The organism is Bacillus sp. CCB-MMP212 (assembly GCF_022748145.1).
Taxonomy (GTDB): domain Bacteria; phylum Bacillota; class Bacilli; order Bacillales; family Bacillaceae_G; genus Bacillus_A; species Bacillus_A cereus.
The window spans coordinates 164,478-186,173 of the sequence record NZ_JALDQE010000011.1 but is presented as its reverse complement, the minus strand read 5'-3'; the positions used below and the strand labels follow the sequence as shown (position 1 = coordinate 186,173).

The window sequence follows — 21,696 nt, the reverse complement described above, 5'->3', positions numbered from 1 at the left end:
ATGATATTCACCTTAAAAAGTGTGCATTTGTGTCTATTTTTTAACAATATATCAAAAACTATTGCCTTCTATAAATTAATAGGTTTATATTGTTTTATTGGCATAGTTTCAATCCAAGGAGAAAGGAGATTTTCAATCGTGCAACTAAAGAAAGCGTTTTGGAAGTTGGCTTCGCTTCTTCCGTTATCATTACTTCTGTTCCTCGGTGGCTGTGATAAAAAACTCGCAGTATTAAATCCGCAAGGACCTGTTGCAAAAGCACAGTATGATTTAATTGTTTGGTCATTCTTGCTTATGTCATTAATTATCGCAATTGTATTCATTCTGTTTACAGTCATCTTGATTCGTTATCGTGAAAAACCAGAGAATATGGACTATGAGCCACCTGAACAACACGGTAACACATTACTAGAAATTATTTGGACGCTTGTTCCTGTTATTATCGTTATCGCATTATCGATTCCAACAGTAAAAGCAACTTATGCTTCGGAAGAGGTTCCGAAAGAGTCCAAACATATTAAACCAGTTGAAATTTATGTTACATCTGCAAACTGGAAATGGTTATTCAGTTACCCAGAGGAAAAAATTGAAACCGTTAACTATTTAAACATCCCAGCTGGTGTACCAATTCAATTCAAACTGACTTCTGTCGGCCCAATGAATGCTTTCTGGGTACCAGAACTTGGTGGTATGAAGTACACAATGGATGGCATGATTATGGATCTTTATTTACAAGCTGATAAGCCAGGTTCTTACCTAGGCCGTAGTGCGAACTTCTCTGGTGAAGGATTCACACACATGGAGTTCGAAGTTGAAGCGAAAACTAAAGAGAAATATGACAAGTGGGTTAAAGAAGTACAAGAAACTGCTCCTAAACTAACAGAAGCTAAGTACAACGAAATTGTTAAACCTGGTGTAGTTGGTCGTATGACATTCTCTAGTCACCACTTAAGTTATGTAGATCCAAAATCACTTGAATATTGTGATTACAACTACTACAAAAACAAAAAATAATAGCTATTATTCCAACAGATTGGAGTGAACACAGTGAAGCTTGATGAATTCTTTGTCACAGGTGACCCGATTATTTACGGTGCAGACGCTTCTATCGTTCTTGTGACATTAGCAATCATTTTCGTACTAACAAAGTATAAAAAATGGAAATGGCTTTGGGACGAATGGTTAACAACTGTTGACCATAAAAAAATCGGAGCCATGTATATTATTTCTGCGGTTATCATGTTATTCCGTGGTGGTATGGATGGTTTAATGATCCGTGCACAGTTAACATTCCCAGAAACAACTTATTTAAACGCTGAACACTATAACGGAATCTTTACAACGCATGGTACAGTAATGATTCTTTTCATGGCAATGCCATTCGTTATGGGATTAATGAACCTTGTAGTACCATTACAAATTGGTGCTCGTGATGTTGCATATCCGTTCTTAAATGCTTTAAGTTTCTGGTTATTCTTTGTCGGAGCAATGTTATTCAACATCGCTTTCGTAATCGGTGGTTCTCCAGACGCTGGGTGGACTTCTTACTTCCCAATGGCAGGTACAGAGTTTACTTCAGGCGTAGGAAATAACTACTACGCAATTGCATTACAGATTTCAGGTCTCGGAACGCTAATGACCGGTATTAACTTCCTTGTTACTATCTTAAAAATGCGTACACCTGGTATGACTTTAATGAGAATGCCAATGTTTACTTGGTCAATCTTAATTACAACAATTATCATTATTTTCGCTTTCCCAGTATTAACAGTTGCTCTTGCATTAATGACATTTGACCGTCTATTCGATGCTCACTTCTTTACGATGGCGAGCGGCGGTATGCCGATGTTATGGGCCAACCTGTTCTGGGTATGGGGTCACCCTGAAGTATATATCGTTATTTTACCGGCATTCGGTATTTTCTCTGAAATCATTAGTACATTCTCACGTAAGCGTCTATTCGGTTACAGTGCGATGGTATACTCAATGGTTGCAATTTCTTTACTAAGTTTCGTCGTATGGCTTCACCACTTCTTCACGATGGGTGCAGGTCCAGCGGTTAACTCATTCTTCTCGATTTCGACAATGGCGATTTCGATTCCAACCGGTGTTAAGATCTTTAACTGGTTGTTTACACTGTATAAAGGACGTATCCGTTTTACAGTTCCAATGCTTTGGTCATTGGCATTTATTCCAAACTTCGTAGTCGGTGGGGTTACAGGGGTTATGCTTGGAATGGCAGCAGCTGATTATCAATACCATAACAGCTACTTCCTAATCGCTCACTTCCACTACGTATTAATCGCAGGTACAGTATTCGCTATGCTTGCTGGATTCACATTCTGGTATCCAAAAATGACTGGTCATATGTTAAATGAACGCCTAGGTAAATGGACATTCTGGATCTTTATGAGCGGATTCAACATCTGTTTCTTCCCAATGTACTTCTTAGGTTTAGACGGTATGACTCGTCGTATGTACACTTACTCTGAAAGTCTTGGATGGGGATGGCTAAACCAAATCGCATCTGTTGGTGCGGTAATGATGGGTATTGGCTTCCTACTTCTTTGCTACAACGTAATTTGGAGTGCACGTCACGGTGAACGTGACACAACTGGAGATCCATGGGATGGCCGTACACTTGAATGGGCAACTCAATCTCCTGTACAACATTACAACTTCGCGAAACTTCCTGAAATCAAAGAAGCTGATGCTTTCTGGTACATGAAAAAACGCGGAGAAACAGTTACACCAGCAGCAGAAGATATCAAACCAATTCACATGCCAAGTAACTCTGGTGTGCCTATTATTGCGTCTTTATTCTTCGGTCTTGCAGGTTTCGCATTAGTATTTAGCTGGTTCTGGCTTGCAGCAATCGGCGGCGTTGGTATTTTAGCTTGCTTAATCTATCGTTCATTCGATTATGATGATGGCTACTACGTAAGCGTTGATGAAATTAAAGAAACAGAACATATAGCATGAGAGGTGAAATGACATGGCGGCTTTAGATAAAAGCTTACCTTTGGAATATCAATCCGAACAAAGCAGATTGAATATCCTAGGATTCTGGATTTTTCTTGGGGCTGAAATTATGCTGTTCGCAACACTTTTCGCCTCTTATCTAGTCCTTGCTGGTCGTACGGCAGATGGCCCAACACCAGCGCAGCTGTTTGAACTTAAAACGCTTTTAATTCAAACATTACTACTTTTAACAAGTAGTTTCACATGTGGTATCGTAATTCACGAAATGCGTAAGCACAACCAAAAAGCAATGCTTGGATGGTTCGTCCTTACATTACTTTTAGGTGCAGGTTTCCTATTCTTCGAGATTGAAGAGTTCATTATGTATATTGGTGAAGGCGCAACAATTCAAACAAGTGCTTTCCTATCTGCATTCTTCGTTCTTCTTGGAACGCATGGAGCCCACGTAACAGGCGGTATCATTTGGGCAATTTGTGTTATTATCCAAATTTTAAAACGAGGTTTAACACCAGTAACAGCTCGTAAAGTATTCATTATCAGCTTATACTGGCATTTCCTTGACCTTGTTTGGGTCTTTATTTACACACTAGTTTACTTGAACGGGATGGTGGCGTAAATGGCTCAAAACAACAATCAAGCAAATGGGCATGCGCATAGCGGATTCCCTTGGTCACACGTTTTCGGATTTATTTTATCGCTTGCATTAACGTTTCTAGCGTTATACGTGGCACTTTACACAACATTGCCACTTTCAACAGTCTTAACAACTATTATCATAATGGCTGTTGCGCAAGCATTGTTACAATTAATTATGTTCATGCATTTAAAAGAAGGAGAAGGAAGAGTTCAAATTCTTACAATGATATACAGTTTCTTCGTTGCAACTGCAACAGTTGGTTTAACTGTATGGATCTTCTTCTCAATGTAATGTACATGAAAAAGACTGCTGAGGAATCTCAGCAGTCTTTTTTTATTCCCTCCCCTATTACATCCACATTACGGAATTAACAGCAGAATCATGAAGAATATACTTATTATGACAAATGTTAAGAAAAGTCTTTCTTTATGAAATCGAATCCATATGCGTTGCTTTTCTACCTATTATATGGCTAAATAGGTACTATATTTATTTGAAGGGAGAGAACGCAATGGAACATCATACTTCTGTTCTATCACTTATGGTTGTCGTTGCAATCGCGTTTTTCGTTCCCCTTTTGTTACAACGCTTTAAATTAAAAGCACTTCCTGTTGTCGTTGCAGAAATTATTGCAGGAATCTTTGTAGGTAAAAGTGGGTTTAATATTATTGAGCCAGATATGTGGCTTCAAGTTTTATCAACATTAGGATTTATCTTCCTCATGTTCTTAAGCGGTTTAGAAATTGATTTTTCTATCTTTAAACAAAAAGGGAAAAAAAATACGACAAACGAACCAAATACATTTCAAGCAGCAAGCATTATCTTCTTATTTATTTTCATCTTATCTTATGCCCTATCATTACTATTCGTATGGCTAGGATTTGTAGATAATGCAATGTTCATGACTTTAATTATTTCAACTATTTCTTTAGGTGTTGTTGTACCAACACTAAAAGAGAACAACCTAGGAAAAACTGCAATCGGACAAATCATTTTATTAGTTGCTGTTATTGCAGACTTAGTTACAATGATTTTACTCGCTGTTTTCGTCGGATTAAATTCCGAAAGCGGCCAAAGTATGTGGCTCTTACTTCTTCTATTCGGTGCCGGTATTGTCATTTACTTTATTGCAAAACGCTTTAAAAACATTCCATACTTAGATAGTTTAAAAGCTGGTAGTGTACAAATTGATACACGGGCTGTTTTTGCACTCATTTTAATCTTAGTTGGGTTATCGGAATCTGTTGGAGCAGAAAATATTTTAGGTGCCTTCTTAGCAGGTGTACTTGTATCGTTATTATCACCCAATGAAGATATGGTGGAAAAACTTGATTCCATCGGCTATGGTTTCTTCATCCCTATTTTCTTCGTAATGGTTGGTGTAAATCTAGAGGTATGGTCTATTTTTAAAGAGCCTTCTAGCATGCTAATGATCCCAATCTTAATTGTAGGACTCTTTATTTCAAAACTCTTACCATCACTCGTCTTACGAAAATGGTATCCACGTAATATCGTACTTGGAAGTGCAATCTTATTAACATCGACACTTTCTTTAGTTATCGCGGCTGCACAAATTGGTGAAAAACTAGGGATCATCAGTCCAAGTTTATCTGCCTCTCTTATTTTAAGCGCAGTTATTACTTGTATTTTTGCACCTATATTGTTTAAAAAAATGTTCCCAAAAGTAGAAACACCAAAACCAAAAGTAGCTATTATTGGCGCGAGCAGAATTACCCTTCCGTTATCACTAGATTTAAAACGAGAAGATTATGACGTAACACTATATATGATGCGTCAAAACAAAATAAATGATGAGGAAGCGAAATCGCATGACTTCCCTATCGTGAAATTAGATGACATCACAATCGCATCATTAACTGAACAAACAGCATTTGATGCAGATCGCGTCGTTGTTGCAACAAGCGATGATGAACAAAACTTATTATTAGCAGAACATGCAAAAGAGCTAGGTGTTGAACATGTTATTGCAAGTGTAGAAGATCCACTTCTACAAGAAAAAGCAACGCAAGAACATATCGCTGTATTCTCAACAATTAACTCTACACGTATTTTATTACGTGCACTTATTGATAAACCTAGTCTCGTTCGCTTAATTACAACAGCAAACGAAACAGTACGCGAAGTTGAACTACGCAGCAATAAATATAACGGCATTGCGCTTCGCCGCCTTCCGTTTTTAGGTGATGTACTTGTCATTCAAATCTACCGCGGTAATAAAGCATTAATACCACATGGTGATACAAGACTACAACACGGCGATACATTACTTGTAACAGGTTCAAAAGAGCATATCGATACACTAAAAAACATATTAGAGTAAAAAAATGCCCCTCACATAATTGAGGGGCATTTTTTTAATTTCATATGGTAAAATGTTACTATCACATATTATGAGGATGGATTACATTATGTCTATTGTAACTTTAGCTCTCTTATTATTAGCGGAAGTACTTGTCGCCATTATTCTCATCGGTGTTAGCATTGAAATTTGCAGCTATGGTTGGAAAAAATCAAATGGAGTTAAATACTCATTCCTTTTTCTTTCACTCCTTCTCGGAACCGCTAGTATACTCGGCCTTCTCGCTGCACCTGCATACTTCTTTATACAACTTATAGAAAAAGGTTTATAAGAAAGGATGATAACATGATTACTGTGCAGTATATTGATGCATCCGAGACACACTTATTACGCCAAGCGGTGTTGCGTCCCAATCAGTCCCTGGCAGACTGTAAATACTCTTCTGATTACGAAAAAGACACATTCCACTTAGGTGCCTTTATAAACGATGAGTTGATTAGCATCGCTTCCTTCTCAAAAGAAATATATCCTGATTTGCAAAAAGGTATCCATTATAGACTACGAGGAATGGCAACATTACCTAACTTTCGGAACAAAAGAGCTGGAAGCTCCTTAATTCAGAAGGCAGAACAAATTTTAAAAGAACGGAAAGCAAACATCCTATGGTGTAATGGCCGTATTACTGTAACTGACTATTACAAGCGATTAGACTTTCAGGAGCATGGTGAAATCTTTGAAATTGAACCGATTGGCCTTCATAAAGTACTGTATAAAAAGATATAAGAAAGGCTTTCCTCAATACGGGAAAGCCTTTCTTATATTTCAATCTTCACTTTTTATCTTTTTCATATATATGTAGATAAATAAACTAGGAACTAAAAAACAAGCAAACATAATAAGTGCTGTTATACTGATTGCTTTTATCGAAATATTCGGTGTTACAATAATACAAATAGCTAACAGTCCAATAACAACACCTACCGGAATGAATAATAGTTTCATGAAATAGCTACGTGATACCCCACCTGTATGCTCATATGCCTCTACAGAATGTTTTAAATTTAAGAAGTTAATGGCTACGATCCCGCCCATAAATACCATTAATAGATCCGAAACACTTTCATATCCTGCTCCTTGCAAAACATAACGGTAAAAAACAATGCCTAGTATGATGATATTTTGTAAAATGAAAACTAACCTAATGTGTTTTAACCCCTCAATCATTAAACGTTCATCTTTCACGATTTTCACCCTATCACTCCTTTTCCTCCCAAAACAAATCATTCAATGTTTTATCTACCGCATAACAAATTTTCAAACATAAATCTAAAGATGGGTTGTATTTCCCCTTCTCAATTAAACTAATCGTTTGCCTTGTAACGCCTACTTTTTCTGCTAATTTTTGCTGTGTTAAATCTAACTGAACACGCGCGACTTTTATTTTACTTACAGCCATTCATGTTCCTCCTCCACCTTTATTGTAACATATACATTCCATTAGGTAATTTATATTTTACGAAATTAATTTAATTTCCACATTATCCCGATTGATGCGGGCTAATACACAGTGGGGATAAATCCCCACTACTGCCTATAGTTTCACTTTATTATACACAAAAAAGGAGCCTCTCATAAGAAGCTCACTCTCCTATATCTATATTATAAGAATAAATGACATCCAAATAAAATTGTAAATAAGTATAGTAATGGATGTACTTCCTTTCCTTTACCCTTCACAATTTTCAAAACTGGATATACTAAAAATCCAATTGCAATTCCATTTGCAATACTAGACGTTAACGGAATACCTATAAAAATCAAAAATGCTGGTAACGCATCTTCAAATTCATTCCAATTAATATCTCGAATGCTTTGTGCCATTAAACTACCTACTATAATTAATGAAGGAGCTGTAATAGCGGCTACACTTGATAAAGAAGCAATAACAGGACTGAAAAATGCCGTTATAATTGTTAGACCAACAACTACAATCCCTGTTAATCCAGTTTTCCCACCTGCAGCAATACCTGCTGACGATTCAATCGTCGCTGCTGTTGGGCTTGTTCCAAAGATAGAACCTGTAGTCCCGCCAATTGCATCTGCAATAAACGCTTTACCAAAACGCTTCTCTGTATTGTCTGTAATTAAACCTGCTTGTTTAATTAAACCAAGTAATGCACCTGTTGTATCGAATAAAAGTACAAGTAAAAATGAAAATACAACACCATATAATCCGTATTCAATTACATCTGAAAATGCATTGATTGGGTTTGAAACGATAATACCCTCTGGCAAATGAGGCATCGCCACAATTTTATCAGCAAACTTCAATTGCCCTGTAAAGAAGGCGATAACTCCTGTCACAATCATACTAATAAATAATGCACCACTCACACGTAATGCCATTAATACCGCCGCTAATATTAAACCAATTAAAGTTAAAATAACAGCTGGAGAATGAAAATCACCAATCGTAACTAAATTAGAAGGATGATCCACGATAATTCCAGAAAGGCGCAATCCAATAAAAGCAATAAATAGTCCAATTCCACCTGCAATTGCATGCTTTAAACTATCAGGAATTGCTAAAATTAACTTTTGCCTAAACGAAGTAAAAGATAATAAAAGAAAAATAATCCCCGTTACAAATACAGCTGAAAAGGCAACTACATATGTAATCCCTTCTGCCTTCTGTACAACAGAATAAGCAAAATATGCATTCATTCCCATAGCTGGAGCAATAACAATCGGGTAATTCGCGAAAATCGCCATACCTACTGTTCCAACAACGGTTGCAATAATTGTTGCTGTAAACGCTTGGTCAAATGGTACACCTGCATCAGATAATATTTTTGGATTGATGACAAGAATATACGCAAATGTAAAAAAAGTTGTGATGCCAGCTAAAAACTCTTGCTTCACATAAGTGTTATATTTTTGTAATTGAAACATGCTTATGTACCCTTCCTACACCTGAATTATTATCACACATTCTTTTTCTTACTAGTATGTGAGAAAATATAATACTTAATCTTAACAATCAATAAAAAGAAGAGTCAATATATTCCCTAATAGTTCGAATTTTAAGTTTAAGTCTGACAAGTACAGATGTAGTACAGTTCATTATGATTATTTTTGTAGCATAACAGATAGAAATGTTTTATAATTTGAAATAGTTAAATACTTAGTAAACGCATTCAAATATTGTTCACTCTACAAGGGGGATTCTTCTTATGCAGCACACAAACAAATCTGGAACTTTAAATCGTGGTTTAAAAGAACGACATATTACTTTAATGTCACTTGGCTCAGCTATTGGCGTTGGGCTATTTTTAGGATCTGCTTCCGCTATTAAACTAGCCGGTCCTTCTATTTTACTAGGTTACATGATTGCCGGACTCGTTATTTTTTTCATCATGCGAGCTCTCGGGGAAATGGCAATTGAACAACCTGTTGCCGGTTCTTTTAGTAAATATGCATATGATTATATCGGCCCACTCGCTGGTTATATTACTGGCTGGAATTACTGGTTCTTATGGGTTGTTACTTGTATGGCTGAAATTACAGCAGCTGGTATTTACATGCAATACTGGTTCCCTGATATCCCGCGCTGGACTTGGGCGTTACTTGCTCTATTGTTAATGAGCGCTTTTAACTTCTTATCAGTAAAAGTATTTGGAGAACTTGAGTTTTGGTTTGCTCTGATTAAAATTGTCACAATTATCTGTATGATAGTGGTCGGCGCTGGTATTATTTTATTCGGATTCGGAAACGGTGGTATCGCTACTGGCATTTCAAACCTTTGGTCACATGGTGGCTGGTTCCCAAATGGTTTTTCTGGGTTACTACTCTCCATGCAGATGGTACTATTCGCTTATTTAGGCGTTGAATTAATCGGTGTCACAGCTGGTGAAGCTCAAAATCCGAAGAAAACACTCGCAAAAGCAATTGATAACGTGTTTTGGAGAATATTACTGTTCTACGTAGGAGCTCTATTCGTTATGATGGCAATTTATCCATGGAACGAACTTGGGGAGAAAGGAAGCCCATTCGTATTAACATTCCAGCAAATTGGTATCGCAAAAGCAGCAGGTATTATTAACTTTGTCGTATTAACAGCAGCTCTTTCTTCTTGTAACGGTGGTTTATTTAGTACAGGCCGTATGCTATTTACATTAGCTCAGCAGAAAAAAGCTCCTGAAAGATTTGGTCGTTTAAATAAAAATGGCATTCCAAGCCAAGGAATTGTAGCAACTGCTATCGTTTTACTCATTGGTGTTATATTAAACTATCTCGTACCTGCAAAGGTATTTACATGGCTTACTAGCATTTCAACTTTCGGCGCAATTTGGACTTGGGGAATTATATTAGTTGCTCAAATTAAATTCCGTAAAAGCTTACCTACTCAAAATAAACAAAAGTTATCGTATAAAATGCCTTTATACCCATTAAGCTCATATTTCTCACTCGTTTTCCTTGTATTAGTACTAGGTATAATGGCGTATTCAGAAGATACACGAATTGCATTGATTGTCGGCCCAATTTGGCTTATCGGCTTAGCAATCGTATATTACATGAAAGGGTTTCATAAGATTGATGAAACACCTAACTCAAAAATTAGTTAAGCAAAAACCCCTTCCTTATTACTTAGAAGGTTTTTTTTATATCTATATAAATATTTCTCAACAAAATTCACGGTATTTTTACAATCTTTTAATATTTTTTATGTTTTCCGTCTTTATTTTTACAGAAAAATAAATTACATTATTAAAGCACATATATTTATTATTAGGGGGATTCTTCTATGAAGAATAAAAAATGGATTACATTTTCTTTAGCAACAGCAATTACACTAAGTATAGGGACCTCGTTCATACCGTCTACTTATGCCGAAAGCTCTGTAGACCCAGCTCCTGAAATTGCTGCAAAAGTTGTAAATCAAAACAATGGGAAGAAAGTATTATTCGATAATACACACGGTCAAACTGCTGGGACAGCTGACTGGGTTATTGACGGCGGCTTTTCTGACTTCGGAAACGGCATTGCAAAAAACGGTTATCACGTAAAAGAACTTCGTAAATCAACACCTATTACGTACGAAGACTTAAAAGGTTACAATGTATTTATCGTTCCAGAAGCTAATATTCCTTACAAAAAATCTGAGCAGGACGCTATGTTACAATATGTAAAAAATGGCGGTAGTATCTTCTTTATTGCCGATCATTACAATGCAGATCGTAATAAAAATCGCTGGGACTCTTCTGAAGTATTTAATGGATATAGACGCGGTGCTTGGGATAATCCAGCAAAAGGAATGTCTAATGAAGAAGCAAATTCACAAGCTATGCAAGGAGTAGAAAGCTCTGATTGGCTATCTGACAACTTCGGTATTCGCTTCCGCTACAATGCACTTGGTGATGTTTCAGCGAAAACAATTGTATCGCCTGAACAATCTTTCGGAATTACAAAAGGTGTTTCTTCTGTAGCAATGCATGCTGGTTCTACTCTAGCAATTACAAACCCAAAACTAGCAAAAGGACTTGTTTACCTTCCAGAAAATCCATCAAAATGGAATAACGCTGTTGATAGTGGCGTTTATAATGGCGGTGGTCTTGCAGAAGGCCCATATGCTGCAATTGCAAAAGTAGGACTTGGAAAAGCTGCCTTTATTGGTGACTCTTCTCCTGTTGAAGATGCTACGCCAAAGTACGTTCGTGAAGATTCTGGCCAAACAAAGAAAACTTACGATGGTTATAAAGAAGAAAACGATGCGATTTTATTAGAAAACATCGTAAATTGGTTATCGAATAAAGAGACATTTACAAGTTTAGATCAAGTAAATGGTTTACAGCTTGATTCACCTACAGCTCTACAAACATTTGAACAGCCAAGCTTATCAACAGAACCACAACCTGAACCTTGGAGTGCACCAAATGCAGGTTATCAATGGTTTAATACAAATACTTTTAAACCAGGTTCATACGGTTATAATGGTGCGGTAACAACAAGCGACTACGTCGTTACACACCCTAGCATTCTACCAAACAATGAAATTTTCCAAATGAAGATTCAAGTAAACAACTTACTACCTAATACAACTTATAACAACTATTCTTTAGGTATATTCACTACTGGTGGAACACAAGTAGCAAAAATTCAAAATACAAACGGCACTTGGCCATCTGCTTTTGGATATAGTAGTGCCTTCTCTTTCACAACAAACAGCTTAGGCTCTGCTGAGAAAGTTGTAAATGTACAGATTGATTCAAATACAACTGGACAAGCAACTCTTCGTCTACGCCAAAATACAACAACGAAATATAATGAAACTGTAACGATTAATAAGAAATAATGAAAAAGGCAATCCATACATGGATTGCCTTCTTCTCACTTCTCTTCCTTCGAGAAAAACATTCTTGAAATAACGATACCTATACTACCGACGATTAGGAATAACACTGCCCTAATCATCATCGATACCTCTGGTAAGTCAAGTAGGAATAACTTCCCTACCGTTACTACTAATACGATTAATCCAGCATATAATATTTCATTCATCTGTCTATAACGGCCAAACCAAACTGCAAATAACGCATATATCATCCATAATAACGATACAGATACGCTAATTATACTTCCATCTGTAGAAAGAACTTCACCAATTCTAGTGATTGTAATAAATACAATGACCATTAACCAGTAGAGCGCTATAGAGTACACATACTTACCCATACTCGCTAACACTTCTTTCGCTTGTCTCATGCAATAATAGAACGTTCCTATTAAAATAAGATGAGCAACAAAACCTGCCGAAATAAATTCATCAAACGGGCTAAAAATCGTCTGTATCATTCCAATTGCGTAAACCGTCGCACTAACATACAATTTTATCTGTTGTTTTACTTTAATAGAAGTGACCATGCCGAGGAAACCTTGTAATAATAGTACAATCGCTGCATTCACTAAACTATACTCGTATAAAATCGCTAAACTAAATGCTCCCATTGCGAAACCAAATAAGAGATTTGTAAATGTAGAATGTCTATTCTTCCTATACTCAAGCACAAACATAGCAGCGTGCACAATTGCACTAATAATCAATCCCCATGTTGTAAAATCAGGTATTTTGGCAATAGCTAGTATAAAGAAAACTGCATTCGCACTAAATATCGCCAAACGTGGTTCTGGTATAAAACTTCTCTCCGTAAACATATGCCAAAATAATAGTAAATGAATCAAACCATATACAATCGTTAACTGTATTTGCAAGTTCTCTACTAATATTGACATAACAGCAAAGAAGACAAAAAGAACAATGGCCGCAACAGCGTAAGAAATCATATATAAGTATTTATAACGATTTTTCAATCCATACCATAATAAACTAAGTGTTAATATCGTCTCGTATCCAAAGAAAATATAAGGATTAGGAGTCGTACTATTTAACAAGAATGGCACGAAGAACGCTCCTACCGCTACGAAGATAGTAAGGTATTCCGAGTTATATCTTTTCGCTAAATAAATCCCTAAAATAACCCATGCAATATTAAAGAGAAACGCGATACTTGCCGGAATAAATGCATACAAATAATGTGCCGCAAACGTCGTTAAAACAATCCCCGAAATACTTCCTCCAACCAATACTAATCCTAACGCCTGCCGCTCTCTTTTAATTTGAATATCTCCTATATAATACAAACCGATAGATAATGCGATACCAAACACAATTCGTATTGCTGGTGTTAATAAACCAGCATCTACTCCTGCTTTAAATAACCAGATCACTCCAAGCAACATAATACCGACAAATACACGCGGTAACCACGTTTGACAAAACTTAATAATATTAAATGGCTCTGGTTTAAAAGCAGATATATCTACTTGTTTTACCTCACGTTCTTGCACAGGCTCTTTTATCGTAACTATTTCTTCTTTTGGCTTTTCCTCCATTACCGTTTCAATATATTCCTTCTTTTCCTTACTAACATGTTGCTGAACGTTTTCTACTTCTATTTCCCTTTGCTTCACCTTTAATTCAGCAAGTGCTTCTTGAATCGTTTCAATTGCCGTTTCGAGTGCTTCTATTTTCTTATCCAAATCCTTCTTCATATGCTACCCCCTTATTCGTAACTCTCATTAAACCTATATATTACCAATTATCTTTATCATACTCTTAGTCTATTCATTTTCAATAGTATTTTTCCAAAAAAAAGAAAGGTGTCTTCCCAAAATAGGAAAACACCTTTTTACTCATTTATTCTTATTTAAAGCAATACTAACGATGAAACCAAGACACATGCCTACAATAGCTGGAACAATCCACCCAACACCTTCTGTATAAAACGGAATGTATTTTAATACTGACGTCCACTGATTCATCATTACATTTTTATTTAAAATATCAATTGCACTAAATATCGCTACAACCCAAACAGTTACTGCATATACGTATGCATACCTCCCAATATACTTATGGAATAACCCTAGAATAATAAGCGTTAATGCAATTGGATAAATAAATCCAAGAATTGGTACTGATACTTTTAAAATTTGCGTTAACCCTAAATTAGCTAAGATCATACTAACAACGCTTACTATAAATGCCCACACTTTATAAGATACTTTCGGAAATGCACTCGCAAAAAATTGACTACAAGACGTAACAAGTCCAATTGAAACACATAAACACGCGATAGTAAAAATAAGACCTAATAAAACGACTCCGCCCTGTCCAAATAATGTAATCATAACTTGTGCTAACACTTTCGCACCGTTATCAAATGTTCCTAATGAGCCACTAATTGCCCCCACATATCCAAGGACGACATAAATAATCGATAATAATAGTCCTGCCCCGATTCCAGCAATACTCATATATTTCGCTAAACCTTTATCATCTTCAATACCCTTTGCACGTAATGCATTTGCAATAACAATTCCAAAGATTAAAGCAGCTAACGCATCCATTGTTAAATATCCATCTAAAAACCCTTGAAACATAGGAGCTTGGCCATAGTTCCCTATTGGTTCTTTCATATCTCCTACTGTTGTAAACATACTCTTTATAAAAATAAGTGCAATCATACATAATAATAACGGCGTCAAGACTTTTCCAAACAACCCCATTAGTTTAGATGGTGATAAACTTAACCAGTAAACAATACTAAAGAAAATAACTGTGTAAAACAATAATACTCCGCTTCCTGCTTCAGGGAATAACTCACCTGGCCCCATTTCAAAGGCTAAACTTCCCGCACGCGGTATACCAAGCCCAGGTCCAATAAATACATACACGATACATGGAAAAATAATTGCAAATGAAGAATGAACTCTACCCGCTAACGTTTGAAAACTTCCTGCTTTTGCAATAGAGATAACACCTAATATAGGAAGACCTGTTGCTGATATAATAAATCCTACTAACGAAATCCACACATTTTCTCCTGCTTCATATCCAAGAAAAGGTGGGAATATAAGATTCCCTGCTCCAAAGAACATCGAAAATAACATAAGACTAATAAGTAAAATTTCTTTTTTCTGTAACAATTTCATTTCTTTCTCCTTCTTTAATTTCATCTCTTATGAAATCAATTCCACATATAAAAAAAGTACAATAACCTGCTTCCTTACAAAGAAAACATAGTCCATAGTCTATCACAAAAGAAACACCCCTTCTATAGCTATCCCCCTTTTCCAATTTCTTCTGAAAAATCAACCTTTATTGACTTATAATAGTTAATAAGGTAAAATATTAAATGTACAAAATTATTAACTTTGTTTTTGTTTGTGTCAGGAGGAAAATAAAATGGAATCAACGATACAACTAGAAAAAGAACAACAAAGAAAAAAGAAACATCCTCCAGGTTTATACTTACTCTTCTTTACAGAAATGTGGGAAAGATTTAGTTACTATGGATTACGAGGATTATTAACATTATATTTAACGACAGCTTTAGTAAGCGGTGGTCTTGGGTTTAGTCCCGCATGGGCACTCTCTATTTACGGATTTTATACTGGAGCCTGTTATTTCACACCAATGATTGGTGGTTACTTAACAGACCGTTTTCTAGGTAGACGAAAAGCAATCACAATTGGTGGTATAACAATGGCGATCGGTAACCTTACACTATTTGCCTTGCAAAACCAATTAGGCCTATACCTCGGATTAGCGCTTATTATTATCGGTAACGGATTCTTCAAACCGAACATCTCTACACTGGTTGGGGAATTATACGAAGAGAACGATCCAAAACGTGATAGTGCATTTACCATTTTCTATATGGGTATTAACGTCGGGTCATTTTTAGCTCCACTCGTTTGCGGATTTTTATCAGAAAATTTATTCAAAACAACAGTTGATGGCGTTGTACATTACGGATTCCGTTACGGTTTCTTAGCCGCTTCAATCGGAATGATTATTGGACAAATTTTATTTACAACACTATCAAATCGCTTCCTTGGTAATATCGGTAAAAAACCAACTCGCGATTTACAAACAGCTGCTGGACAACCATCAGTAGGAGATACACCATTAACAAAAAAAGAAAAACAACGTACCGCAGTTATCGTCATTTTAACATGCTTCGTTGTCTTCTTCTGGGCTGGCTTTGAACAAGCTGGTAGCTCATTAACATTATATACAAACAAATTTGTAGACCGCTCTGTGTTCGGATGGGAAGTTCCAACATCTTGGTTCCAATCGGTCAATCCATTATTTATTATTTTGCTTGCTCCAGTCATTTCTGCATTATGGGCAAAACTTGCAACTCGCAAGCGCGGTGATTTAAAAATCCCAACTAAAATGGGACTTGGGATGATCTTGCTCGGTATCGGTTATATCATTCTCGTTATCGCTACATTAAAAACAGGTAGTGATGAACATAACATTACAGAAAAAGCAAACTTACTATTTATCGTCTTTACGTATCTTTTCCATACGTTAGGTGAGCTATTCTTATCACCTGTCGGACTATCAATGGTTAGTGCGCTTGCTCCGGTAAAATTAGCATCTTTACTAATGGGTGTATGGCTAGCAAGTTCAGGTATCGCCAACATTTTAGGCGGACAACTTGCAAGCTTCACAACTTCACTTGGATACGCTGAAGTATTCACAGTTATTGGCGCTGTGGCAATTGTATTAGGTTGTGTTTTATTATTAATTTCTAAGAAATTAGTGAAATGGATGGATTAAAAAAGATGAGGAATTTCTCCTCATCTTTTTTTATGCTGTTTTACCTTTTTCGATTGCTTGTTCGTACAGCTCTTTATGTTCTTTATATTCACTTGGTACGAAACTCTTATAGAAGAATGAGAACCAGCTGTCTCCCTTTTTATACCCTTCTTCTCGAATTTCCGCTGCTTTTTTATTCGATTTAAATCCTTCAGTAAACCATTTCTTTAACAATTCCTTTCTTTCATACTTAGCAGGAACTTTTAAATCATAGTTTTCAAATGCATACTTATAGCCAGCTTTTTCTACTGCCTTTTTTGTAGATTTATAGCCTTTTTCATACGCTGTTTCATATGCCTTCATGTATACTTCTTTCTCTCTATTTCCAGGATTCTTTTCAGCTAATTCTTTCCCTGTCTTTTCCCCTAATTCAGCTTGCTCTTTTTCAATTTTTTCTACTCTTTCTTTATTCCCTACTTTGAACCCGTCTGCAAAGTTTACCTTAAACTCTGGAGCAACTTGACTATCGTCCATCGTCTCTTGCGCTAAACCTTGTTCTTTTCCTTTTTCAAAATGCGTTTTCTTCTGCTCTTCTAAAGACCATGCGGCTGCATAAGTCGCTTTAAACGCTTGTTTATATGCATCAGATTTTCCAGCTACATGCACTTCTGCATCATTTTTTCCTGCTTTAAAATCAGTTTCTCCATTCTTTTGACCTTCAAGTTGACCTTTTTCAATATCAGCTTGGCGCTGCGCTTCCTCTTGTTTACGTGCCTCTTCAGCTTTTCTTTGTTCCTCGGCTACACGTTGTCTCTCTTCTTCAGCTTTACGCTGTGCTTCTGCATTACGTTGTTTTTCAGCCTCAGCCTCAGCGTTACGCTGTGCTTCTGCAGCACGTTGTTTTTCAACCTCAGTATTGCGCTGTGCTTCTGCTTGTCTCTCAGCTTCTACAGCACTATTATTATTCTGGCTAGGAGCTGGGCTCGTTGCACCACTACTAGAAGCTGGTTTATTGTGATAATGATATTCCCCGTACTGTAATCCCCATTTCTCACAATTTGTACGACACGTATGTCCGCCATTAGCATCTGTACGCCCTGGATGCGCATAAGCTGAAATTGGAGCTACCAATAACGCTATACTCGTTGTTAAAAGAAGTTTCTTCACCTGTTGTCTCACTCTTGTCCCTCCCAAAATATAGAATTCTAACTTTATTATACATAAATAGAAGAATATTTAAATACAAACCAAAATATTCTATTATTTCTCAACATTAGTAAAAAAGAAGGTGAACTCTTTAAAGAGTTCACCTTCTTTTTTTACTTCTTCGCCTTCGTTCCTACTAAATCACCAGCAACAACATAACGCTTAGAATTATCCTTTACAGATACACATGTAATAAGTGTTATCTCATCTTTCCCATGATCCTCTACAACTTCCCACTTATCAGGAGTTACTTCAGATACACCAGTAACCGCATACTCATATTCATTTTCATTGTCATACAAATAAATTTTATCGCCTTTTTTCAAAGAAGCTATATCACTAAATAAAACACCTTTTTTAGACATGTTATGTCCTGCTAGTGCGTAATTCCCTTTTCCCATAACTTGATTCTCTTTTACTGTCGCTGCACCTGATAATAAGTTTTTTTCAGTAGAAGCTTTCAAAACAGGCAGTTCTACTGAAACACTTGGAATCGAAATACGACCAATTACTTGTTTCTTATCTAATGATGCATTCGCTACTTCCGCCAAGTCTGGTTGATTAATTTTGGAAGCATCTACAAATTCCGTCTCATGCTTTTCATAATCCATCTTTTGAACAGCCTGCACATTTTCAGTCTGTTTCTTTTCAGCCTGATATCCATCATAAAATGGCTTTCCAATTAACACGCCACCTACAACAAATAGAAGGATTGCTACTATACTATAAATTCTTTGCTTATTCATATACAATTCCTTTCCCTTACAAAATCTTACTCTATATAAAATGATAAAATAATATCGCCATATGTACAAGTATTAGCTAAAAAGAAACCTTCTTGCCGGTGCAAGAAGGTTTCTTTTTAAGCTAATTTATTTCTGTATAGTGATACGTGAAATACTGTCATTTGAATAAAGAAAATCGAAAATATAATATATAATGGGTATCCAGGAAGATATTCATTAATAATAGGCGAAAAAGTTAAAAATCCAACTGCACAAGGTAACACAAACCATAACGATACAAATGTTGTTCGGCAAGCTTTATCCGTAATCGCTTTTTCACGTTCATCTTCTAGTGGAAATAATAATGGATACATCCAAAAAGATAAATTCTTATATTTTTTCTTTTGAATTCTATAAAAAATTGTAACTATAATTGCTCCAATAAATAATAAAATGAATGGTACTCCATTAAACCATACTTCAAATGGGAATTTCTCGTTTTTAATTATATCTGCTAACTCTGTAATAACACTATAAAATTCAACAAATGTCCAGCATGCTAGTGCAGTATAGAGTACATTTATAATATAAGAAAAACCAATTCTATTCATCCTCTTCCCCCTCCTTATTTAAAACAAACACGTCTTCCATCTTTAACTGGAATACATCACAAATCGTCAATGCTAGTAACAATGAAGGAACGTAATCCCCTTTTTCAATTGCTGCAATTGTTTGTCTCGTCACTCCAACCTTTTCTGCTAATACACTTTGTGAAAAATTAAAACGAGCTCTTAATTCTTTTACTCTGTTTAAAATGGTCAAATTTACCACCTCTCACCGTTATTGTATGCTACCCTTAACAAAATGTAAACTCAACCTAACATTATTCTTACAAAAAAATCCAACTTTACGTATTGTAAAGTTGGATTACGTTTTAGTTTAAAATTGTAAGCTTAACATTTTTTCTGCCCCACTTACTAGATGAAGCTTTATCTGGCATTAAAACATCAATTTTGTGACCTTTAATCGCGCCACCAGTATCTGCTGCAATTGCTTCTCCGTATCCTTCAACATATACACGAGAACCTAATGGGATAACAGATGGGTCCACCGCAATCAACTTCATTCCTGGGTTTGCAGTTAGATTATAGCCTCCCCATGCAGAATATACTTGTTGACCTGGTGCATAGCCATTTTCACCTGGATCTGCTGTATAAGCTGTTGCATGTACATAAAGTTCTTTCCCACCAGCAGTTGGCTTAGAAGATGGTTCAGGTTGTGCAGGTTTTGCAGGTTCTACCTTCGAATTATTATTAGCAACTGGTTCAGCTGGTTTATTAGCTTTTTCTTGCTTTTGCTTTTCAGCAATTTCCGCTTGTGCTTTCGCTAAAGCTTCTTGCTCTGCTTTTGCAGCCGCTTCTGCTTTTGCACGCTCTTCCGCCGCAATTCTTGCTGCTTCTTGTTCACGAGCAATTGTTTCTTGTACTGCCTTCATATTTGATTCAATTTTAGCTTTTTCTTCCGCTGCTAAATTAAGTTGACTTGCAACCTCATTATATTTAGCTTGAACTGTTTGTAAGTTATCTTGACGTTTTTTCAAGTTATCTTGCAGTTCAGCTTGCGCTTTTGCTAATTTTTGTTTGTCTACTACTAAAGATGCTTCTTTTTCGTCAATTGTTTTCTTATCTTCTTCAATTTGACGAAGATCTTGTTCTTGTAGACGTAAAATTTCTTTATCAGCTTCTAGAATAGTAGAAACTGCGTTCATACGTTGTAAGAAGTCTGCAAAGTTTTTTGACTCTACTACAACTTCTACTACTAAACTTGTATTTGAGCTGTTTTGAACAGAAACCATACGTTTTCTCATAATATCTTTACGAGCAAGGACTTTATCCTCTAAAACGACAATTTCTTCCTTTTTTTGTTCAATCTGCTTATGTGTTTCATCGATTTTACGTTGAATAGCAGCTTGATCCTCTTTATTTTTTGCAATTGTATTATTTAAATTATGTAGTTCGTTTTCGATACCTTTAATTTCTTTACTAACAGCTTGCTTCTCTTGCTCTTTCTTTTGCATTTCTGCATCGTTTTGTTGCAATTGCTGTTGCATGTTGTTAAGTTTCTCGTCGTTTGACTCTGCTTTAACAGCGACTGTACTAGAAAGACCAATAATTCCTGCTAATACTAGACAGCTGATTCGCTTAAAATAGTTCATAATCCGACTCCCTTCTTATACAGTTATACATGATTTATTTTACAGTTTGTTTACAAAACGATTAAATACAGTTTATTTTTCGTGACGAAAAAAAGAGAATTATGAATAAAATGTAATAGATTCTTAAATATTTAACAATTCCTATATTTAAAAAATACAAAAGATGCTAAAATCCAAATATAGAGAAAATATAACTTTCGAAGGCGGTTGAAATAAATACATGTTTACTCAAAAAAAATCACTCCAACATACAATTGCTCAATTAGAAGAGCGTATACAAGAATTAGAAGCAGAATTAAAACAAAAAGATATTGAAAAACAAGAGACTATTTCTACTATCCACGATCGTGTACAAAGCGTTGTCCAAGAGCATCAACTTGTAAATAACCAACACAATACACTTCAAAATTTAGTTCAACAATTAAGTTCATGTTTCGAAAA

At 35.9% G+C, this 21,696-nt stretch carries 20 protein-coding genes; 10 read left to right on the top strand and 10 right to left on the bottom strand.

The window, feature by feature from the left end; all coding sequences use genetic code 11:
- The first annotated feature begins 138 nt into the window (after window positions 1-138).
- The 7 genes from MRP26_RS24990 (at window position 139) to MRP26_RS24960 (ending at window position 6,722) form a co-directional block, all read left to right on the top strand.
- Window positions 139-1,014: a cytochrome aa3 quinol oxidase subunit II gene (locus tag MRP26_RS24990; protein ID WP_001176165.1), complete on the top strand. Its 876-nt coding sequence runs from the start codon at window positions 139-141 to the stop codon at window positions 1,012-1,014.
- A 33-nt stretch (window positions 1,015-1,047) separates the two neighbouring features.
- A complete protein-coding gene (gene qoxB, locus MRP26_RS24985; protein WP_000762374.1) occupies window positions 1,048-2,982 on the top strand; it encodes a cytochrome aa3 quinol oxidase subunit I in 1,935 nt (644 codons plus the stop codon).
- Between the two features lie 13 nt (window positions 2,983-2,995).
- Window positions 2,996-3,598: a cytochrome aa3 quinol oxidase subunit III gene (qoxC, locus tag MRP26_RS24980; protein WP_000729316.1), complete on the top strand. Its 603-nt coding sequence runs from the start codon at window positions 2,996-2,998 to the stop codon at window positions 3,596-3,598.
- Window positions 3,599-3,910: a cytochrome aa3 quinol oxidase subunit IV gene (qoxD, locus tag MRP26_RS24975; protein ID WP_000068425.1), complete on the top strand. Its 312-nt coding sequence runs from the start codon at window positions 3,599-3,601 to the stop codon at window positions 3,908-3,910.
- 220 nt (window positions 3,911-4,130) lie between these two features.
- Complete coding sequence (locus tag MRP26_RS24970) at window positions 4,131-5,960, top strand: monovalent cation:proton antiporter family protein (RefSeq protein WP_000399979.1); 1,830 nt, start codon at window positions 4,131-4,133, stop codon at window positions 5,958-5,960.
- A gap of 52 nt (window positions 5,961-6,012) precedes the next feature.
- The gene (locus MRP26_RS24965) at window positions 6,013-6,270 is read left to right on the top strand and encodes a DUF4022 family protein (RefSeq protein ID WP_071714271.1); all 258 of its coding nucleotides are present in this window, start codon (window positions 6,013-6,015) and stop codon (window positions 6,268-6,270) included.
- Window positions 6,271-6,284: 14 nt separating this feature from the next.
- The gene (locus tag MRP26_RS24960) at window positions 6,285-6,722 is read left to right on the top strand and encodes a GNAT family N-acetyltransferase (RefSeq protein WP_000633846.1); all 438 of its coding nucleotides are present in this window, start codon (window positions 6,285-6,287) and stop codon (window positions 6,720-6,722) included.
- Between the two features lie 39 nt (window positions 6,723-6,761).
- Here MRP26_RS24960 and MRP26_RS24955 read toward each other — a convergent pair whose 3' ends face one another.
- From MRP26_RS24955 to MRP26_RS24945, 3 genes are all read right to left on the bottom strand, one after another.
- Window positions 6,762-7,190 carry a hypothetical protein gene (locus tag MRP26_RS24955; protein ID WP_053565223.1) on the bottom strand — a complete coding sequence of 143 codons (429 nt, stop codon included), beginning with the start codon at window positions 7,188-7,190 and terminating at the stop codon, window positions 6,762-6,764.
- A 4-nt stretch (window positions 7,191-7,194) separates the two neighbouring features.
- Window positions 7,195-7,395, bottom strand: coding sequence for a helix-turn-helix transcriptional regulator (locus MRP26_RS24950; RefSeq protein WP_000301177.1), 201 nt, complete (start codon window positions 7,393-7,395; stop codon window positions 7,195-7,197).
- 203 nt (window positions 7,396-7,598) lie between these two features.
- The gene (locus MRP26_RS24945; RefSeq protein ID WP_242807041.1) at window positions 7,599-8,891 is read right to left on the bottom strand and encodes an NCS2 family permease; all 1,293 of its coding nucleotides are present in this window, start codon (window positions 8,889-8,891) and stop codon (window positions 7,599-7,601) included.
- Between the two features lie 281 nt (window positions 8,892-9,172).
- Here MRP26_RS24945 and MRP26_RS24940 point away from each other — a divergent pair, with 281 nt between their 5' ends.
- Window positions 9,173-10,564, top strand: coding sequence for an amino acid permease (locus MRP26_RS24940; protein WP_001164892.1), 1,392 nt, complete (start codon window positions 9,173-9,175; stop codon window positions 10,562-10,564).
- Between the two features lie 179 nt (window positions 10,565-10,743).
- The gene (locus tag MRP26_RS24935; RefSeq protein WP_197241448.1) at window positions 10,744-12,291 is read left to right on the top strand and encodes a DNA-binding protein; all 1,548 of its coding nucleotides are present in this window, start codon (window positions 10,744-10,746) and stop codon (window positions 12,289-12,291) included.
- Between the two features lie 35 nt (window positions 12,292-12,326).
- On the opposite strand, the gene MRP26_RS24930 is transcribed toward MRP26_RS24935, so the two are convergent.
- Complete coding sequence (locus MRP26_RS24930; RefSeq protein WP_069355011.1) at window positions 12,327-14,048, bottom strand: DUF2339 domain-containing protein; 1,722 nt, start codon at window positions 14,046-14,048, stop codon at window positions 12,327-12,329.
- 141 nt (window positions 14,049-14,189) lie between these two features.
- Window positions 14,190-15,491, bottom strand: coding sequence for a branched-chain amino acid transport system II carrier protein BrnQ1 (gene brnQ1 / locus MRP26_RS24925; protein ID WP_197241446.1), 1,302 nt, complete (start codon window positions 15,489-15,491; stop codon window positions 14,190-14,192).
- 253 nt (window positions 15,492-15,744) lie between these two features.
- Between brnQ1 and MRP26_RS24920 the strand changes: the two genes are divergently transcribed.
- Window positions 15,745-17,130: a peptide MFS transporter gene (locus MRP26_RS24920; protein WP_029441641.1), complete on the top strand. Its 1,386-nt coding sequence runs from the start codon at window positions 15,745-15,747 to the stop codon at window positions 17,128-17,130.
- A 30-nt stretch (window positions 17,131-17,160) separates the two neighbouring features.
- Here the strand turns inward: MRP26_RS24920 and MRP26_RS24915 are convergent, their stop codons facing one another.
- From MRP26_RS24915 to MRP26_RS24895, 5 genes are all read right to left on the bottom strand, one after another.
- On the bottom strand, window positions 17,161-18,288 hold the full coding sequence (locus tag MRP26_RS24915; protein WP_242807040.1) for a YHYH domain-containing protein: 1,128 nt from the start codon (window positions 18,286-18,288) through the stop codon (window positions 17,161-17,163).
- A gap of 140 nt (window positions 18,289-18,428) precedes the next feature.
- On the bottom strand, window positions 18,429-19,061 hold the full coding sequence (locus MRP26_RS24910; RefSeq protein ID WP_001041724.1) for a class A sortase: 633 nt from the start codon (window positions 19,059-19,061) through the stop codon (window positions 18,429-18,431).
- A gap of 116 nt (window positions 19,062-19,177) precedes the next feature.
- Window positions 19,178-19,651 carry a DUF2178 domain-containing protein gene (locus tag MRP26_RS24905; RefSeq protein WP_059304139.1) on the bottom strand — a complete coding sequence of 158 codons (474 nt, stop codon included), beginning with the start codon at window positions 19,649-19,651 and terminating at the stop codon, window positions 19,178-19,180.
- Window positions 19,644-19,862, bottom strand: coding sequence for a helix-turn-helix transcriptional regulator (locus MRP26_RS24900; RefSeq protein WP_000154011.1), 219 nt, complete (start codon window positions 19,860-19,862; stop codon window positions 19,644-19,646). The genes MRP26_RS24905 and MRP26_RS24900 overlap by 8 nt, the downstream gene beginning before the upstream one ends.
- Window positions 19,863-19,974: 112 nt before the next feature.
- On the bottom strand, window positions 19,975-21,255 hold the full coding sequence (locus tag MRP26_RS24895) for a 3D domain-containing protein (protein WP_059304140.1): 1,281 nt from the start codon (window positions 21,253-21,255) through the stop codon (window positions 19,975-19,977).
- Window positions 21,256-21,696 lie beyond the last annotated feature (441 nt).

Coding starts and splice junctions, on each gene's coding strand:
- qoxC (WP_000729316.1), top strand. CDS start 2,996: ATGGCGGCTTTAGATAAAAGCTTACCTTTGGAATATCAATCCGAACAA.
- MRP26_RS24965 (WP_071714271.1), top strand. CDS start 6,013: ATGTTACTATCACATATTATGAGGATGGATTACATTATGTCTATTGTA.
- qoxD (WP_000068425.1), top strand. CDS start 3,599: ATGGCTCAAAACAACAATCAAGCAAATGGGCATGCGCATAGCGGATTC.
- MRP26_RS24945 (WP_242807041.1), bottom strand. CDS start 8,891: ATGTTTCAATTACAAAAATATAACACTTATGTGAAGCAAGAGTTTTTA.
- MRP26_RS24910 (WP_001041724.1), bottom strand. CDS start 19,061: ATGAATAAGCAAAGAATTTATAGTATAGTAGCAATCCTTCTATTTGTT.
- MRP26_RS24960 (WP_000633846.1), top strand. CDS start 6,285: ATGATTACTGTGCAGTATATTGATGCATCCGAGACACACTTATTACGC.
- MRP26_RS24970 (WP_000399979.1), top strand. CDS start 4,131: ATGGAACATCATACTTCTGTTCTATCACTTATGGTTGTCGTTGCAATC.
- MRP26_RS24905 (WP_059304139.1), bottom strand. CDS start 19,651: ATGAATAGAATTGGTTTTTCTTATATTATAAATGTACTCTATACTGCA.
- MRP26_RS24930 (WP_069355011.1), bottom strand. CDS start 14,048: ATGAAGAAGGATTTGGATAAGAAAATAGAAGCACTCGAAACGGCAATT.
- brnQ1 (WP_197241446.1), bottom strand. CDS start 15,491: ATGAAATTGTTACAGAAAAAAGAAATTTTACTTATTAGTCTTATGTTA.
- MRP26_RS24950 (WP_000301177.1), bottom strand. CDS start 7,395: ATGGCTGTAAGTAAAATAAAAGTCGCGCGTGTTCAGTTAGATTTAACA.
- MRP26_RS24935 (WP_197241448.1), top strand. CDS start 10,744: ATGAAGAATAAAAAATGGATTACATTTTCTTTAGCAACAGCAATTACA.
- MRP26_RS24895 (WP_059304140.1), bottom strand. CDS start 21,255: ATGAACTATTTTAAGCGAATCAGCTGTCTAGTATTAGCAGGAATTATT.
- MRP26_RS24920 (WP_029441641.1), top strand. CDS start 15,745: ATGGAATCAACGATACAACTAGAAAAAGAACAACAAAGAAAAAAGAAA.
- MRP26_RS24940 (WP_001164892.1), top strand. CDS start 9,173: ATGCAGCACACAAACAAATCTGGAACTTTAAATCGTGGTTTAAAAGAA.